The organism is Mesorhizobium sp. FG116 (genome assembly GCF_057809835.1).
In genome coordinates this window covers 32,969-48,576 of sequence record NZ_JBMDKS010000012.1, presented here as the reverse complement: position 1 = coordinate 48,576, position 15,608 = coordinate 32,969, and the positions used below count along the sequence as shown (strand labels likewise).

The window sequence follows — 15,608 nt, the reverse complement described above, 5'->3', positions numbered from 1 at the left end:
ACTCTGCTGTCAGTCCTTTCCTGTGGAAACAGGCGCCGGACAATGCCCTGCCGCGGCGTCGGCAGATCGGCGCCCGCACCTTGCGCTCGGCCTCAGTCGTTGCCGCGCGCCGGATAGGAGATGATCGACAGGTAGCGGATCGGGAACTTCGTCATCTCCTCGGGGCCGTGCGGCGCATCGGCATCGAAGAACAGGCTGTCACCCGGTTCCATGTGGAAAAGGTTGCCGCCATGGCGATAGGTCACCTCGCCTTCCAGCATGTAGAGGAATTCCATGCCGTCGTGCTGGAAAGTCGGAAAGACGTCGGAATCCTCGGTCAGCGTGATGAGATAGGGCTCGACGACCACGCCGCTGGTGTTGGAGCCGATATGGCCAAGCAGGTTGTACTGGTGGCCGGCGCGCGTTCCGCGCCGCTCCACGTCGACACCCTGGCCTGCCTTGACGAAGACTGCGCTGCGCTCTTCCTCGAAACGGCGAAACAGCGAGGTCAACGGCACGCCAAGCGCGTGCGATAAGGCCTGCAACGTGGTCAGCGATGGCGAGGTAATGCCGTTTTCGATCTTGGAAAGCATGCCGAGCGAGATGTTCGTGGCGCTGGCAAGGTCGGCCACGGTGATGCCGAGCTTCTTGCGAAACGCCCGCACCTCGTGGCCGATGGCGACCTCGAGGACCTTTTCCTTGGTGTCCTTAACGGCGTGCGGATTCTGCGAAAGGGTCGGTGAAGGACGGGCTGCGGCCTTCCGTTGAAGCGTCGATGCGTTGGATACGGATGGAGCGAGCGGCGCGACCGTCATGTTCCTTGCTCCCGCCATATTATCCTATCTCCCGATCACCGTAGCCTCTTTATCGAGAGTAAACATTTCACCACCTGAATTCAAGCGCCGACGCGCCATCGGGTAAATGGCCGCAATCACTCCCATGTGAAGCGGGAAGTGCTTCAATCGAAATCCTGGTTCCGGGAGGTTTCGGCGGCGCGGGTGAAATGCACCATCACCTGTTCCTTCAATTCGCCCTCGATGCCGACCGTGGCCATGGCCTTTTCCATGCAGCGCAGCCACAGGTCGCGCATGGCGGGGCCGATCGGAACATGCTCGTGGATTTCGGTCAGGCGCGAATGGCCGTGCTTTTGCACATAGCGGCTCGGGCCGCCGAAAAAGCCCGAGAGATAATTGAACTGTTCTTCCCGGGAATGCGCCACCCCGTGGCCCCTGAGGTGCAACAGGTGAAGCTCGTGGGCGCTCGGGTCCTGCTCGATGACGTCGTAGAAAGTCTCGACGAGGTTCCGCACACCTTCTTCTTCGCCCAATTCCTTATAAAGCGTGCGGGTCTTCACGGTTACATCCATCGTGATGTAACTCCTTTCTGCACTGCGGGAAAAGCGGCGTAACACGAGGGACGCCGCCCTTCTTTGTCCTAGCGCAACGAACCTTTCGGGGGTTCGCTTGGCGCGAGATCAGGCCGGTCTCAGTCCGGGCCCAAACCAGCCGATGTCGGCGCGCCGTCATCGTATTTCGACAGCCACTCGACCACCGTCGGCCGATAGCGGACAAGGCCCTTATATTCGGCCAGTTCGTTCGGCAGGTCGCGCAGCACCCGGTGGAACCGGCGCGCCCACTTGGGCGACGTCACCAGTTCGTCCATCTTGAGCAGGTAGCAGCGGATCGGGAACAGCAGCGCATTGGAACGCGGCAGGCGGAAGAACATCTGCACTTCGACGCGCAAATGCACCTTCTGGCCGACGTTCTCCGGCGTCACCGTCGCCCGGTCGGTGCCCCATTTGTGGAAATTCTCCGGGCTGGTGTCGAGCCGCGAATTGATGGTCATCGTCCAGTTGTGGCGGCGCGACGGCTGGCCCTGCTGCATCGCCATCAGGAACTTCAGCGCCCGGGTGAACACGCCCATCTGGTGCGCAAGCGGCACCGGCGCATGCCACTCGAAGAAGTTCATGCCGATGTCGAAATCGAGCGACCAGTCAGCCTGTGTCGTGACGATGCCGGCATCCATCCACAAATTGTTGTCGCGCTGGTCGAGCACGGCGAAGTCGCCCTGGCTCTGGCGGGTGATATATTCGAGCGGACCGTACGGCAGCGTCGAGCTGTCGCCGAAGGTGAAGTGGTCATCGATGCCGAGCGGGCGGTTGATCCAGTGCCACTTGTCGCCGTCGCGGGTCAGCGTGAACAGGTCAGGGTAGCTCTTCGCCTTCTCGGTCATGAGAAGCTCGAGCGTGTCCCAGCCGGCAAGCTCCATGTGCGGCAGCGACTGGCAGCGCAGCGGGTCTTCCGCCAGCACCAGCGCCCGGTCCTGCATCTCCGAGATATAATGCTCGTCAACGTCGAACAGGTGTTCGAAAACCGTGTCTTTCAAACCGGGCACATGCGGCTCGATATTCACCGAATACATGTACTTGTCTTCGGGGAACGGAAACGGGAAACGCCGGATCTGTTCCGGACTGTTCTTGAACGAATAATCGTCGCGGAACGTTTCCTGCCTGAAATTGATTCCCATGATCTCCTCCTTCTCCCGCCTACCGCTCGAGTACCAGCGACTTGCCCTCGAAACGCGATACGCAAGGCATGATCTTGCAACCTGACTGACGATCCTCCTCGCTCAGCCAATGATCGTTGTGCAGGAACTTGCCGTCATGCGAGATCACATTGGTCTCGCACTGGCCGCAAACGCCGCCACGGCACAGATAGGGCGGATCGAGACCGGCGGCCTCGATCGCTTCCAGCAAACTCTCATGCTCGCCGACCTGGATGTCGACGCCGCTGACAGCCAGCCGCACGTCGAAAGGCTTGCCGGGCTGGGGCGCTGCGAAATGCTCGAAATGCACCCGCTCGGCAGGCCAACCGGCAGCCGCGGCGGTGTTCCTTACCCAGGTGATCATGCCTGCCGGGCCGCACACATAAAGATGCGTTCCGAGCGGCTGGGTCGCCAGCACCCGCGCAAGGTCCAGCGTCTCACCACTATCGTCGCGATAAAGATGGATGCGGGAGCCATGGCGCTCCTTCAAGACATCGGCATAGGTGGCAAGCGCGTCATTGCGAACCGCGTAGTGCAGTTCGAAATTGCCGGAACCCGCAGCCAGTTGCGAGGTCTGGGCGACAAAGGGCGTGATGCCGATGCCGCCAGCAATCATCAGATGCTTCTTCGCCCTGAGATCGAGCGAAAACAGATTGACCGGATTGGAAATCACCATGCGGTCGCCGGGCTTCACCTTGCGATGCATGAACAGCGAGCCGCCGCGCCCGACGTCGTCGCGCCGAATGCTGATGCGAAAATCCCTGGTGTCGAGCGGCGAGCTCATCAGCGAATAGGGATTGAGCCGGGTCTTTTCATCATCGCGCATTTCTACGACGATGTGGGCACCGCCCGAAAATGTCGGCAAGAGACCGCCATCGGCACGTTCGAAATGGAATCGCTTCACCAATTCGTTGACCGCGACCACGTTGGTCACGACCGCTTCGATCCTGTTCGATCCTGCCTTCAACGGAATATCTCCTCTGTCGGTGGAATCTCGGTCGGGTCCTCCGCGTTGATGCACACGCCCTGGAAAGCCGCGTAACGGCGCGAATAGTGGTCGCGTACGAGAAGAAGCAGGCCACAATGAGAACAGGTGCAGGGCTGCGTGGTCACGTTCTCGGTGATGCCCTTGCAGTGCACGCACTGGACGCGGCGGGCGAGCGAGCCCCGGTGCTCCGTCTGCACCGCAGTATACTCTATGCCGGCTTCATTGGCGATCTGCACGATCTGGCCGATCAACCCCTCGGTTCCCGCCACATAAAGGCGCAAGCCCATGTGGGATTCCGCGAGAAGCTGGCGCAGCCGCGGCAGCGCGGCTGCGATGGAGGGGCCCTGGTAGAAGCGGGCCGGCGACAGCGCCTTCAGCGCCTGCACGGTCTTTGCGCCATCCGGCCCATCAAGATACATGATCTCGGCTGAGGCAAAGAAGCCGGGTGGCGCCTTTTTGGCGAAGTCCGTGATTGCGGACGCCCCATCGGCGTCCGCAATCAGGAGGTGGTTCTTTCCGGTCTGAGGCGTCAGAACTCCATAGACCGGGCGACTTAGCATCGTCATGACCGGTACACCGTCCAAAGCCTCAGCCCTTTGCCGTCCGCTTCAACTTCTTCGGATCGTCGAACGGCAGCGGGTGAGCCTTTGCCTTAACCTTGCCAGAGGCGTTGTGAATTTCCAGTTCGGTACCCTCGACCGCGCAATCGACATCGAGGCGAACGATGGCCATCGATTTCTTGACCAGCGGCGAATACATCGCGCAGGTCACCACGCCGACCTTCTTGCCGTTGCGGTGAACTTCGGCGCCTTCGTCAGCCGGCTTGTCGCTGGCGACTTCGATACCGTAGATCTTGAAGCGCTCCTTGCCCTTCAGCCGGTAATGCTCTTCAGCGCCGCGGAAGCCGGTCTTGCCCGGGCTGACGGTGAAGTCGAGGCCGAGTTCCCACAACGTGTCGCCAGGGCCTTCGTTCGCAAACGGGAAGCGCTGGGAATTGTCGTAAGGATAGAACAAGAGGTAGCTTTCGACGCGCAGCATGTCGAGCGTGGTGAAGCGGCACGGGATGATCCCGACCTCCTTGCCCTCAGCCACGATGCGATCCCAGATCGTGCCGGCATCCTGGCCGCGGCAGAAGATTTCATAGCCGCGCTCGCCGGTGTAGCCGGTGCGCGAGATCATCACCGGCAAGCCGAACAGCTGCGTCTGCATGTGGTGGAAGTAGTTGAGGTCGCGGATGCCGGGCACATACTTTGCCAGGTAATCGACGGCGGTCGGACCCTGCAGCGACAGGTCGTGCAGATTGTCGTCGAACTGCACGGAGACGTCGCGGCCGATCGAAGCGCGGGTCAGTTCCTCATGGCCGGAACCTGAGCCGTGCACGACCATCCAGGAGTTGGTGCTGATGCGATAGATGACGCAGTCGTCGGTGAACTTGCCGGCCTCGTTGAGCATGCAGGCATAGACGGACTTGCCGGGATAGATCTTCTCGACGTCGCGGGTCGTCGCCAGGTCGATGACGTGGGCAGCCGCAGGTCCGGTGATGTGGACCTTCTTCAGGCCCGAAACATCCATGATGCCGGCCTTGGTGCGGATCGCGACATATTCTTCGTTCGCATCCTTGTCGTAGCTCCAGGCGGTTCCCATGCCGCTCCAGTCTTCCAATTTGGAACCGAGCGCGCGGTGCCTGTCTGCCAAAGTCGAGAAACGCCAGGAAGCGGTCATGCGGTATTCTCCTCCAATCTGTTTTGCTTCAAAGGGCGCATCCTCTTGGCCCGGTATGAAGCTGTCGCGGATATTTGAACGTAAATTTGCTCGAAGGGCAATATCTAAATGCAAGAAATTTTACTGATAGGCAACAGGTTGAAATAGCAGCGATAGTCAAGGTCGAGCGCAGCGCTTGCAACCGCGGCGGTCATTCTTCCTGCTGATTTGCGCTATCGCGGCTCAAGCCCCGCCGTAGGAATTGGTCGTACATTCCATATCCCTGGCCAAATCCCGGGAAGCTTGAATGGCCGGCCAGATGCGAAGCGAGTTAAGCCGCTCCTGACATATGGGCATGGCCAGATGCGCGCCATCTGCGAACGTAGCCCCATCTGCAATCGCTGCGGGCGTGCCTGTGATCGATTCAAGGATCGAGCGGCTGCGCCGAGGCAACAGATCCGTGCAACGGGTCATGGCATTCAACACCAGAACCAGCGGAATTTCAAACCCGTTCAGGAAAACACCCGGCTCCGGTTCGCCCGGCAGCCAACCTTCAAGAGCTTCCAACGCATCATGAAACGCATTCTGCAGCGTGATCGGCGCGTGGCCTTCGTAAAGTTCAGGTAGAGCATTCTCCATCGACGGACCTCCTTAACCTCAGGCGCGAAACACTGCGACATCGGGTTGGCCCGACGCCGTCCTCAGTGGTTTGCGCTTTTCTCCATAGGCAAGATACTTGCACAAAGGTTAAGTTGCGTCCAGTCGAATTGAGCGCCGGAAGAGGGTGCTGGCGGCTACCCCCTTCCCTACCTGTCAAGGCTCGGGAATCTGCTCTGCAAGTGCCCAAAACGCCATCGAACGGTCAGTACCCGCACCACCCGAACGAATGGGAAATCTACCCGTCCGGGCGTTTCCGAGACGACGGAAAAGCGTTCTTCTGACTCACTGGCGATATCGGGTGATGCGCCGACCTGCACCACCCGGCAACCGTGGCAAGAGGAGGCCGGGATCGATGCAGGCCGGCAGTGGGAGCAACGAGCCGATGCATGGGCGTCTGTTGGAGGAAAGCAAGCCGCTGAGCTTCCGTGAGGATGTACGCAGCCTGTTGTTCAGGCTGCTGGTCTCGGTGGTGTCCGAACGCGAACCCGAAATGGCCGGCATCCTGACCGGCAAGGTCAGTCTCGACGAGGTCGCCAGCGAACGCCGCATCGCCGCCCTTCAGGCCACCGGCATCTGGTTTCAACTGGCCGCAATCGCCAATGAATTGCTGGCCATGCGCTCGCGGCGCGAACTGGAACAGGCTGGCGGCGCCGACGAAGTCATCGGCTCTTTCGCAAACGTCATCGGCGAAATCGCTGCGGCCGGCTATTCGGCCGAGGATGTGCAATCGGTTCTGGGCACGCTTAGCGTCGGCCCCACCATGACCGCGCATCCGACCGAGGCCAAGCGCGTCACGGTCCTCGAAATCCACCGCCGCATCTACCGCAAGCTCACCGAACTGGAGCAGCAGCGCTGGGCGCCGCGCGAGCGCGACCAACTCATCGACGACCTCAAGAGCGAGATCGAGCTTTTGTGGATGTCGGGCGAACTCCGACTCGAACGCCCTTCGGTCGAGCGCGAGATCGCCTGGGGCCTGCACTTCTTTCGCGAAGTCATTTTTGAGGCGACGCCGAAGCTCTACGACGCCGTCGAGGAAGGGCTTTCGCGCCACTACGCCGAATACGCGATCAAGGTTCCGTCCTTCATGCGCTATGCGTCATGGATCGGCGGCGACCGGGACGGCAACCCGAACGTCACCGCAAAGCTGACCGCCTACGCGCTGAACGAATGCCGGCAGGCCGTGATCGGGTGGTACATCGGTCAGGTTCGCCGCCTGGTGACCGTGCTCAGCGTCAGCGCAAACGTCATCGACATTCCTGAAAGCTTCACCAAGGCGCTGGGGCGCGCGCTGCACCGCAGCCGCGTCGCATCCGAGATCGTGGCGCGCAATCCGGACGAGCCGCTTCGCCAGTTCGCGGCGTCCATGCTCGACCGGCTGCAAGCGATCCTCGGCGAAGGTTCCGCCAAGCCCTACCCGCGCCCCGAGGCGTTCAAGGCCGATCTCGTCGATCTTGAGACCGTACTTGGCCAGATCGGCGGCAAGCTGGTCGCGCAGCGCTTCGTGCGTCCGCTGCGCCAGCAGGTCGAAAGCTTCGGCTTTCACACCGTCGCGCTCGACATTCGCCAGAACTCCACCGTCGTCAACAAGGTGCTCGAGGAGATCTTCCGGCAGCAGAGCCCGGACGATGCGCCGGCTGCCGATACGCCGCAATGGAGCACCCGCATCCGCGCAGCCCTGCACAGCGGCGAGAAGCTCAAGCTGAAGCGCTCCAAGCTCTCCGACGACGCGCGTGAACTGCTCGATCTCTTCGACGTCATCCGTGACGCCTCGGGCAATGGCAGCCGTGGTGCCGTCGGCGCTTTCGTGCTGTCGATGACGCGCTCGTGCGACGATCTTCTGGCGGTCTACCTGCTTGCCCAATACAGCGGACTGGCGACTGCGGACGACGGCAGCGGCACCATCGGCCTGCAAGTCGTGCCGCTGTTCGAAACCATCGCCGACCTGCGCGCCGCGCCCGAAATTCTCGACAAGCTGCTCGATGTCTCGATCGTGCGCCGCACGGTGCGCGATTTCGGCAACCGGCAGGAAGTCATGCTGGGCTATTCGGACTCCAACAAGGACGGCGGTTTCCTCGCCTCCAACTGGGAGCTCAACAAGGCGCAGCGCCGCATCACGGCGCTTGCCACCAAGCGCAAGATCAAGATCAGCTTCTTCCATGGGCGCGGCGGTTCGGTGAGCCGTGGCGGCGCACCGACAGGCCGCGCCATTGCAGCCCAGCCTGCCGGCACCGTCGGCGGCATCATGCGCGTGACCGAACAGGGCGAGGTCGTCTCGTCCAAGTTCGCCAACCGGGGCACCGGCCTCTACCAGCTCGAAATCCTGGCCGCGAGCGTGTTTGCGCACAGCGTCAAGTCGGGCGACGAGGCGGAACTGAAGGACAATCCGGAGTTCAACGAGGCGCTCGAAGCGCTGACCGGCATGTCGCAGGCCTCCTATTTCGGCCTGATCAACGAGCCCGGCTTCATCGACTATTTCAACCAGGCGAGCCCCGTCGAAGAGCTTTCGCTGCTCAAGATCGGCTCGCGCCCGGCCCGCCGCTTCGGCGCCAAGACCATCTCGGACCTGCGCGCCATTCCATGGGTGTTCGCGTGGAGCCAGAACCGCCATCTCCTCACCGGCTGGTACGGCATCGGCAGCGCGCTGAACGCCTTCGTCAACGTCCGCGGCGAAAACGGCCTCTATCTGTTGCAGCAGATGTTCGAGCGCTCGCGCCTGTTCAGGCTGATTGTCGATGAAGTCGACAAGACGCTCTACCAGGCCGACATGGACATTGGCCGGCTCTATGCCGAACTGGTCGATGACAGCGTCACCAGCGAGCGCATCTACCAGAAGATCGCCAACGAATACGCGCTGACGCGGCGCATGATCACCGAGGTCAATGGCGGCCTGAAACTGTCGCAGCGTTTCCCGGCCTTCAAGCGCCATTTCGACCGCATCCGGCCGCAGATGGACTCGATCCATCGCCTCCAGGTCCAGCTTCTTCGCGAAGTGCGCGCCAAGGAACCTGCACCGGAAAAGCCGAAGCGGGCAGTCAACGCGCTGTTGCTTTCCATCAACTGCATCTCGTCCGGCCTCGGCTGGACGGGCTGACGTCACCCAAAAAACGCTAAACACCACGCTCGCGCAAAAAAGCGCCACAAGGGAGGAGCCCGATGAATATTCCCGCAAGACCCGGCACAGGTAACGCCCGCTCGTTCTTCCACACCGGCGTCGCCGCCTCTGACCCGGCCGTCAGCGATTCCATCCAGCGCGAATTGAAGCGCCAGCAGGACGAGATCGAACTGATCGCGTCCGAAAACATCGTCTCCAAGGCGGTGCTGGAAGCGCAAGGTTCCGTGCTCACCAACAAATACGCCGAAGGCTATCCGGGCCGCCGCTACTATGGCGGCTGCCAGTTCGTCGACGAGGTCGAGGACCTTGCCCGCAACCGCGCCAAGGAAATCTTCAACTGCACCTTCGCCAACGTCCAGCCCAATTCGGGCAGCCAGGCCAACCAGTCGGTGTTCATGGCGCTGATGCAGCCGGGCGACACCTATCTCGGCCTCAACCTCGCCGCCGGCGGCCATCTCACCCACGGCGCTCCGGTCAACCAGTCGGGCAAGTGGTTCAATGTCGTGTCCTACGGCGTCAAGCCCGACACCCACCGCATCGACCTCGACGAAGTGCGCGACCTCGCCCGCAAGCACCAGCCCAAGGTGATCCTGGCCGGCGGCTCGGCCTATCCGCGCGTCATCGATTTCAAGGCGTTCCGCGAGATCGCCGATGAAGTCGGCGCCAAGCTGTTCGTAGACATGGCGCATTTCGCCGGCCTTGTTGCCGGCGGCGTGCATCCAAACCCGCTCGACCATGCCCATGTCGTCACCACGACGACCCACAAGACGCTGCGCGGCCCGCGCGGCGGCATGGTCCTGTCCAACGACGAGGACATCGGCAAAAAGATCAATTCCGCCGTGTTCCCCGGTTTGCAGGGCGGACCGCTCATGCACGTCATTGCGGCCAAGGCGGTTGCCTTCGGCGAAGCGTTGACGCCTGAATTCAAGACCTATGCGGCCAATGTCGTCACCAACGCCAAGCGGCTTGCCGAAACGCTCGCCAATGGCGGCGTCGATATCGTCTCAGGCGGCACCGACACGCACCTGATGCTGGTCGACCTGCGTCGCAAGGGCTTGACCGGCAAGGGCGTCGAGGCCGCCTTGGGTCGCGCTCACATCACCTGCAACAAGAACGGCATCCCGTTCGATCCGGCAAGCCCCACCGTCACCTCGGGCGTCAGGCTCGGCACCCCGGCCTGCACGACGCGCGGCTTCACCGCCGACGATTTTGCCCAGGTCGGTCAGATGACGCTGAAGGTCATCGACGGTCTGGCGAAGAACGGAGAGGACGGAAACGGCGCAGTCGAAGCCGCGGTCATGGAAGAAGCGCGCGGCCTGACCCGCCGATACAAAATCTACGACTGATTTCCGTCGCGGCAAGACTGTCATAGACTGCCGAAACCCGGATTGATATCCACCAGCAGGTGGTTCGGGTTTCATTGGCGGGTCCATGACGCAGACGAGCAGACTGAATGTCCTGATCGCGGAGCGAAACCCGCTGGTAATCGCGGCGGTGCGCGATCTTATCGGCCGTGACGAGCGGTTCAATTTTGCCGGCTCGGTGCAGAGCGGCGATGCCTTCATCGAGGCCGCCGCGAAGCAGCCTGCCGTGTTCGACCTCGCCATCGTCGGGTGGCGGCTTTCGGACATGAACGGCGGCGAAGTGCTGATGGAACTGCGAAACCGCCAGCTTACGCCTCGCGTCATCATCTTTTCCAACGACCACGACGTCGGCATCCTCAAGCAGTGCGTGCGGCTGGGCGCACAGGGTTTCTGCTACCAGTTCGAGGACCCGCTCATCCTGTTCCAGACACTGGTGGCGGTTGCCAACGGGCGCATCTGCATTCCCTACACCGACGTTACCAAGATCGGCGAAACCAGGCTCTCAGGCCTGACGACGCGCGAACTGGAGCTTCTGGGCGTGCTGGCCGACGGCTGGACGAACCTGCAAATCGCCAGCCGCACCGGCATCTCCGAGAACACCGTCAAATATCACCTGAAGAATCTCTACGACAAGCTGGGCGTGCGCAGCCGCGCCATGGCGGTCGCGCTCTATGCAAGCGAAAAGAGATCGGGGTCGTGAATTTCGTTGGTAGGTAACCGCTAAAGCACTTCCTTCGAAGCCACCGTCGAGTCCGCGTTAAGCCGGTAAACGATCGGCACGCCGGTGCCGAGTTCCAGCTTGACGATCTCCTCGCCTGACAAGCCTTCCAGCGCCATGATCATCGCGCGCAGCGAATTGCCGTGGGCCGCGACGAGCACCGTTTCCCCGCGCAGCACATGCGGCTGCATGTCGTGCAGATAGTAAGGCCACACCCGCGCGCCGGTGTCCTTCAGGCTCTCGCCGCCGGGCGGGGGCACGTCATAGGAACGACGCCAGATATGGACCTGCTCGTCGCCCCACTTCTTGCGCGCATCGTCCTTGTTGAGCCCGTTGAGGTCGCCATAGTTGCGCTCGTTGAGCGCCTGGTTGCGAACCGTCTTGAGATCGCTCTGGCCGGCCGCATCGAGAATATGCTGGCAGGTTTTCTGGGCCCGCATCAGCGCCGAGGTAAAGGCGATGTCGAACTTCAGGCCCTTTGCCTTCAGCTTCTGCCCTGCCGCCTTCGCCTCAGCATGTCCCTGCTCGGTCAGGTCGACATCGCGCCAGCCGGTGAACAGGTTCTTCAAGTTCCATTCGCTCTGGCCATGGCGCACGAGCACAAGGGTTCCCGACATCATTTCTTCCTTCAATATCTACAAACGGTCGTTCAATTCAGGCCAAGCACGTCGCGCATGGAGTAAAGCCCCGGCTTCTTGCTGCGCGCCCAAAGTGCGGCCTTGACCGCACCGCGCGCGAAAATGGCGCGGTCGTCGGCGTGGTGCGCAAGCACGATGCGTTCGCCCTGGCCCGCCAGCACCACGGAATGTTCGCCCACAACCGAGCCGCCGCGCAAGGTGGCGAAGCCGATGGTGCCGGCCTTGCGCGCGCCGGTATGGCCATCGCGCACGCGCACATCATTGCCGGCAAGCGCAATCTCGCGCCCTGCCGCAGCCGCTTCGCCCAAAAGCAAAGCAGTACCTGAAGGGGCATCGACCTTGTGCTTGTGGTGCATCTCAAGGATCTCGATGTCGAAATCCTCGGCATCGAGCGCGCGCGCCGCCTGTTCCACCAAGGCCGCAAGCAGGTTGACGCCAAGGCTCATATTGCCGGACTTGACGATAGTGGCATGGCGGGCGGCAGCGGCGATCTTTGCATCGTCCGCCGTCGAACAACCGGTCGTGCCGATCACATGGGCGATGCGCGCTTGCGCCGCATAGCCGGCGAACTCGACCGTCGCAGCCGGTGCCGTGAAATCCAGCACGCCGTCAGCCTTGGCAAAGGCGGGCAGCGGGTCGTCGCCAACCGTCACGCCAATCGCGCCAAGGCCGGCCAGTTCGCCGACGTCCTTGCCCAGCGCCGGAGAACCCGCGCGCTCGATCGCGCCGACAATCTTCGCGCCCGCCGTTTCGCGAATGGCGCGCACCAGCGCTTGCCCCATGCGGCCGCCGGCACCCACCACAACAAGCCCCATGTCGCTCATCAGCTTCTCCCGGCCACTTTCTTCGCGCGCCGCTTGATCGGCTGCTTCTCATCCGCCTTGTCGTCGATCAGGCCGAGGCCTTTGCCGCCCTGCAGCCGATGGAAGCGGGCATAGGCGCTGTGCGGGTCCGCCATCAATGACGCGTGGGTGCCCTCTTCGATCACCCGCCCCTGCTCAAGCACCACGATGTGGTCGGCATTGACGACGGTTGAAAGCCGGTGCGCGATGACAATCGTGGTGCGCCCCTGCATCACTTCGCCCAAGGCCTTTTGCACCCGCGCCTCGGACTCGTTGTCGAGCGCCGAGGTCGCCTCGTCGAGGAGCAGGATCGGTGCGCGACGCACAATGGCGCGGGCAATCGATACCCGCTGGCGCTGTCCGCCGGACAGGTTTGCGCCGTTCTCGCCGATCTGGGTTTCATAGCCTTCGGGCTGCTGGCGAATGAACTCGTCGGCGGCTGCCCGGTCGGCAGCCTGCTCGACCTCGGCATCGGTCGCATCAGGCCGGCCATAACGGATGTTGTCGCGGATGGAGCCTTCGAACAGATAGGGCTGTTGCGAAACATAGGCGATCGACTGGCGCAGCGACCGCTTGGTGACCTTCGATATGTCCTGGCCGTCGATCTCGATCTTGCCGCCGTCGAGGTCGTAGAAGCGCTGCAGCAAGGCCACCATCGTCGTCTTGCCGGCACCCGAAGCGCCGACGATTGCTGTTGTCTTGCCGGCAGCCGCGGTAAAGCTCACCTTGTGCAGCACCGGGGTATCGGCGGAATAACCGAACGAGACGTCCTTGAAACGAACCTCTCCCTGCTCGATCTGCGCGGTGACCGCCCCCGGCACGTCTCGTTGCCTGGGTTCAAGGTCGAGCAGTTCATAGATCATGCGCGCATTGACCAGCGCCCGCTCGAGACCGACCTGCGTGCGCGCCAGACGTCGCGCGGGATCGTAGGCAAGCAAAAGCGCGGTGATGAAGGCCAGCACATCGCCCGGCGGATGGTTGGTGGTCGCGGCCTGATAGGCGGCAAAACCGATGACGCCGGCCACCGCAAAGCCGGCCAGCATTTCGGTGAACGGGCCTAGGCGCTCGGACACGCGGGCAATCTTGTTGTAGCGGGCTTCCGCCAGATCAACCAACTCTCCGACCCGGACCGAAAGCTGATCCTCCATGGTGAAGGCCTTGACCACGGCGATGCCCTGCACCGCCTCCTGCATGGCCCCGATGAGGTGCGAATTGATGGTCACGGATTCGCGGGTGACGCGGCGAACCCTGCGCATGATGTAATTGACGGCCCAGACCAGCGGCGGCCCGACCACCAGTACGGACGCGGCAAGATAAGGCTGTTGCCAGACCATCACGCCGATCAGGCCGATAAGGCTGACGATGTCGCCGGCGACCGAGCGCAGCGTCAGGCCCATCAGGTCGCGGACGCCGCCGACGTTCTCGTTGATGCGCGCGGCAAGCCGGCCCGAACGCGTCTCGTTGAAGAAATCGACGCCCAACCGCATCAGGTGCTGGAAGACCCGCTTCTGGTAGCGCGCGACGACATTGTTGCCGATCTTGGCCAGCGTAACGGCCTGACCGTAGTTGGCGATGCCGCGAACAAAGAAGATCAGGATCACGCCACCGCAAATGATCGGCGCGCGCTCATACATGCGATGGACGAAGATGTCGTCGACCAGCGGCTTCATGATCCACGCCGCAAGGCCGGTTGTCGCGGCCATGGTGGCGAGGCAGATGACCGTAAAAATGTACAGGCCGCGATACTCGCGCCCGTTTTCGCCGAAGATGCGCTTCAGCACGGCGAAGACTTCGCCGGGCGCGGGCTTGCTGCTATTTGTTGCGACGGTCAAAATTCGGTCCGCTGCGTCTGTCTCATCAAGGAGCGCCGGGCGGCGTCCGGCCCTCTCTTAGAGCATCGGGCCTGAAAGTGGAAACCGCTTTTCGGGCAAGCTGCGTGCCAGCGTGGTCATGTTGCCGTCCGGCTACGCCTGCCAACGCCGTCCCGAGGTCTCGACGCCGAATTTGCGCGGCGCGCGCGCAAAGGCGGCAAGCCCGGCAAGTGCCGCCAACGGATGGGTGATGACGTAGACGGGAATGGTGCGCAGCAATTCGCTGTGCGGAGCCTTGTCTTCAAAGGCGGCGCGGAAATTGCCGGCCTTGAGCGCGGGCACAATCTTCTGGGCGATGCCGCCGGTCAGGAAGACGCCGCCGCGGCTCATGAACACCAAAGCGAGGTCGCCGGCAGTGCGCCCAAGGCAGGTCGCGAACATGGAAAGCGTTTCCACGGCAATTTCGTCGGTTCCGGCAAGCGCAGCGGCGGTAATATCGGCGGGCACGCTCAGCTTTGCGGCTTTGCCGTCGGTCTTGGCGATTGCCCGATAGGTGTTGACCAGACCGCGGCCGCACAGGATCTGCTCGCCCGAAACGCGCCCCTCGATCGTCTCGATATTGGGGAAAACCGCATAGTCGCGCGGTGTGCGCGGCCCAATGTCCATATGGCCGCCTTCACCCGGGATCGGCACCCAACCGCCAAAGGCATGGACAAGCCCGGCAACGCCAAGACCCGTGCCCGGCCCCAGAACGACGCGCCCGGCATTCGGCTCCGGCGCGCCGCCGCCGATCTGCTCCATATGTTCTTCGCCAAGCGCCACGACGGCCAGCGCCTGCGCCTCGAAATCGTTGAGCACCACGACATCGCCAAGGCCGAGCGACGACAGCATCTGCCTCGGCTTGACGATCCACGGGCAGTTGGTCAGCGGGATTTCATCGGCTTCGACCGGGCCGGCAACAGCCAGAACGGCTGAATTGGGTCGAATGCTGGAACGGTCCAGAACGGCGGCGCGGATGGCGTCGTCGATGGTGGCGTAGTCGGCTGTCTTGACGATCTGCGGTTCGCCGGCTTCGGACCCCTCGTCGGCAATCACCGAAAAGCGCGCATTGGTGCCGCCGATATCCCCGATGAGGACCGGAAAGCGCAGCGTTTTTGTAGCACCTTCTTCCGCCATAGCCGTTCTCAGTTCGTCACCGTCCGCCCGACGGCCTCCGGTTGACTAAAGCGCGAAGCACTTCGACTTGTTCGA

Annotated in this window: 14 protein-coding genes; 3 read left to right on the top strand and 11 right to left on the bottom strand. The window is 62.4% G+C overall.

Going from position 1 to position 15,608, the window contains the following annotated elements; all coding sequences use genetic code 11:
- Nucleotides 1-92 precede the first annotated feature (92 nt).
- From ACODTY_RS11635 to ACODTY_RS11605, 7 genes are all read right to left on the bottom strand, one after another.
- Nucleotides 93-794 (bottom strand): helix-turn-helix domain-containing protein, encoded by a 702-nt coding sequence (locus tag ACODTY_RS11635; protein WP_488994427.1) that lies wholly within the window; start codon nt 792-794, stop codon nt 93-95.
- Nucleotides 795-937: 143 nt separating this feature from the next.
- A complete protein-coding gene (locus ACODTY_RS11630; RefSeq protein ID WP_056240541.1) occupies nt 938-1,345 on the bottom strand; it encodes a group II truncated hemoglobin in 408 nt (135 codons plus the stop codon).
- A gap of 119 nt (nt 1,346-1,464) precedes the next feature.
- Nucleotides 1,465-2,505, bottom strand: a complete 1,041-nt coding sequence (locus tag ACODTY_RS11625; protein WP_488994426.1) for a heme-dependent oxidative N-demethylase family protein — start codon at nt 2,503-2,505, stop codon at nt 1,465-1,467.
- Nucleotides 2,506-2,524: 19 nt separating this feature from the next.
- Nucleotides 2,525-3,490 carry a PDR/VanB family oxidoreductase gene (locus tag ACODTY_RS11620; RefSeq protein ID WP_488994425.1) on the bottom strand — a complete coding sequence of 322 codons (966 nt, stop codon included), beginning with the start codon at nt 3,488-3,490 and terminating at the stop codon, nt 2,525-2,527.
- The gene (locus ACODTY_RS11615; protein WP_488994424.1) at nt 3,487-4,077 is read right to left on the bottom strand and encodes a dimethylamine monooxygenase subunit DmmA family protein; all 591 of its coding nucleotides are present in this window, start codon (nt 4,075-4,077) and stop codon (nt 3,487-3,489) included. Before ACODTY_RS11615 ends, ACODTY_RS11620 begins: the two co-directional genes overlap by 4 nt.
- A 22-nt stretch (nt 4,078-4,099) precedes the next feature.
- On the bottom strand, nt 4,100-5,233 hold the full coding sequence (locus ACODTY_RS11610; protein WP_488994423.1) for an aminomethyl transferase family protein: 1,134 nt from the start codon (nt 5,231-5,233) through the stop codon (nt 4,100-4,102).
- Nucleotides 5,234-5,455: 222 nt separating this feature from the next.
- Complete coding sequence (locus ACODTY_RS11605; RefSeq protein WP_488994422.1) at nt 5,456-5,851, bottom strand: BRA0787 family protein; 396 nt, start codon at nt 5,849-5,851, stop codon at nt 5,456-5,458.
- A 373-nt stretch (nt 5,852-6,224) separates the two neighbouring features.
- Between ACODTY_RS11605 and ACODTY_RS11600 the strand changes: the two genes are divergently transcribed.
- From ACODTY_RS11600 to ACODTY_RS11590, 3 genes are all read left to right on the top strand, one after another.
- Entirely contained in the window at nt 6,225-8,963 is a 2,739-nt protein-coding gene (locus tag ACODTY_RS11600; RefSeq protein WP_488994421.1) for a phosphoenolpyruvate carboxylase, read from the top strand.
- Nucleotides 8,964-9,025: 62 nt separating this feature from the next.
- Nucleotides 9,026-10,330: a serine hydroxymethyltransferase gene (gene glyA, locus ACODTY_RS11595; RefSeq protein WP_488994420.1), complete on the top strand. Its 1,305-nt coding sequence runs from the start codon at nt 9,026-9,028 to the stop codon at nt 10,328-10,330.
- Nucleotides 10,331-10,415: 85 nt separating this feature from the next.
- Entirely contained in the window at nt 10,416-11,048 is a 633-nt protein-coding gene (locus ACODTY_RS11590; protein WP_488994419.1) for a LuxR C-terminal-related transcriptional regulator, read from the top strand.
- A 20-nt stretch (nt 11,049-11,068) separates the two neighbouring features.
- On the opposite strand, the gene ACODTY_RS11585 is transcribed toward ACODTY_RS11590, so the two are convergent.
- From ACODTY_RS11585 to ACODTY_RS11570, 4 genes are all read right to left on the bottom strand, one after another.
- Complete coding sequence (locus ACODTY_RS11585) at nt 11,069-11,683, bottom strand: 2,3-bisphosphoglycerate-dependent phosphoglycerate mutase (protein WP_488994418.1); 615 nt, start codon at nt 11,681-11,683, stop codon at nt 11,069-11,071.
- Between the two features lie 32 nt (nt 11,684-11,715).
- On the bottom strand, nt 11,716-12,528 hold the full coding sequence (dapB, locus tag ACODTY_RS11580; protein WP_488994417.1) for a 4-hydroxy-tetrahydrodipicolinate reductase: 813 nt from the start codon (nt 12,526-12,528) through the stop codon (nt 11,716-11,718).
- The gene (locus ACODTY_RS11575) at nt 12,528-14,378 is read right to left on the bottom strand and encodes an ABC transporter ATP-binding protein (protein WP_488994416.1); all 1,851 of its coding nucleotides are present in this window, start codon (nt 14,376-14,378) and stop codon (nt 12,528-12,530) included. The genes dapB and ACODTY_RS11575 overlap by 1 nt, the downstream gene beginning before the upstream one ends.
- A 132-nt stretch (nt 14,379-14,510) precedes the next feature.
- Nucleotides 14,511-15,533 carry a glucokinase gene (locus tag ACODTY_RS11570; protein WP_488994415.1) on the bottom strand — a complete coding sequence of 341 codons (1,023 nt, stop codon included), beginning with the start codon at nt 15,531-15,533 and terminating at the stop codon, nt 14,511-14,513.
- Between the last annotated feature and the right edge of the window lie 75 nt (nt 15,534-15,608).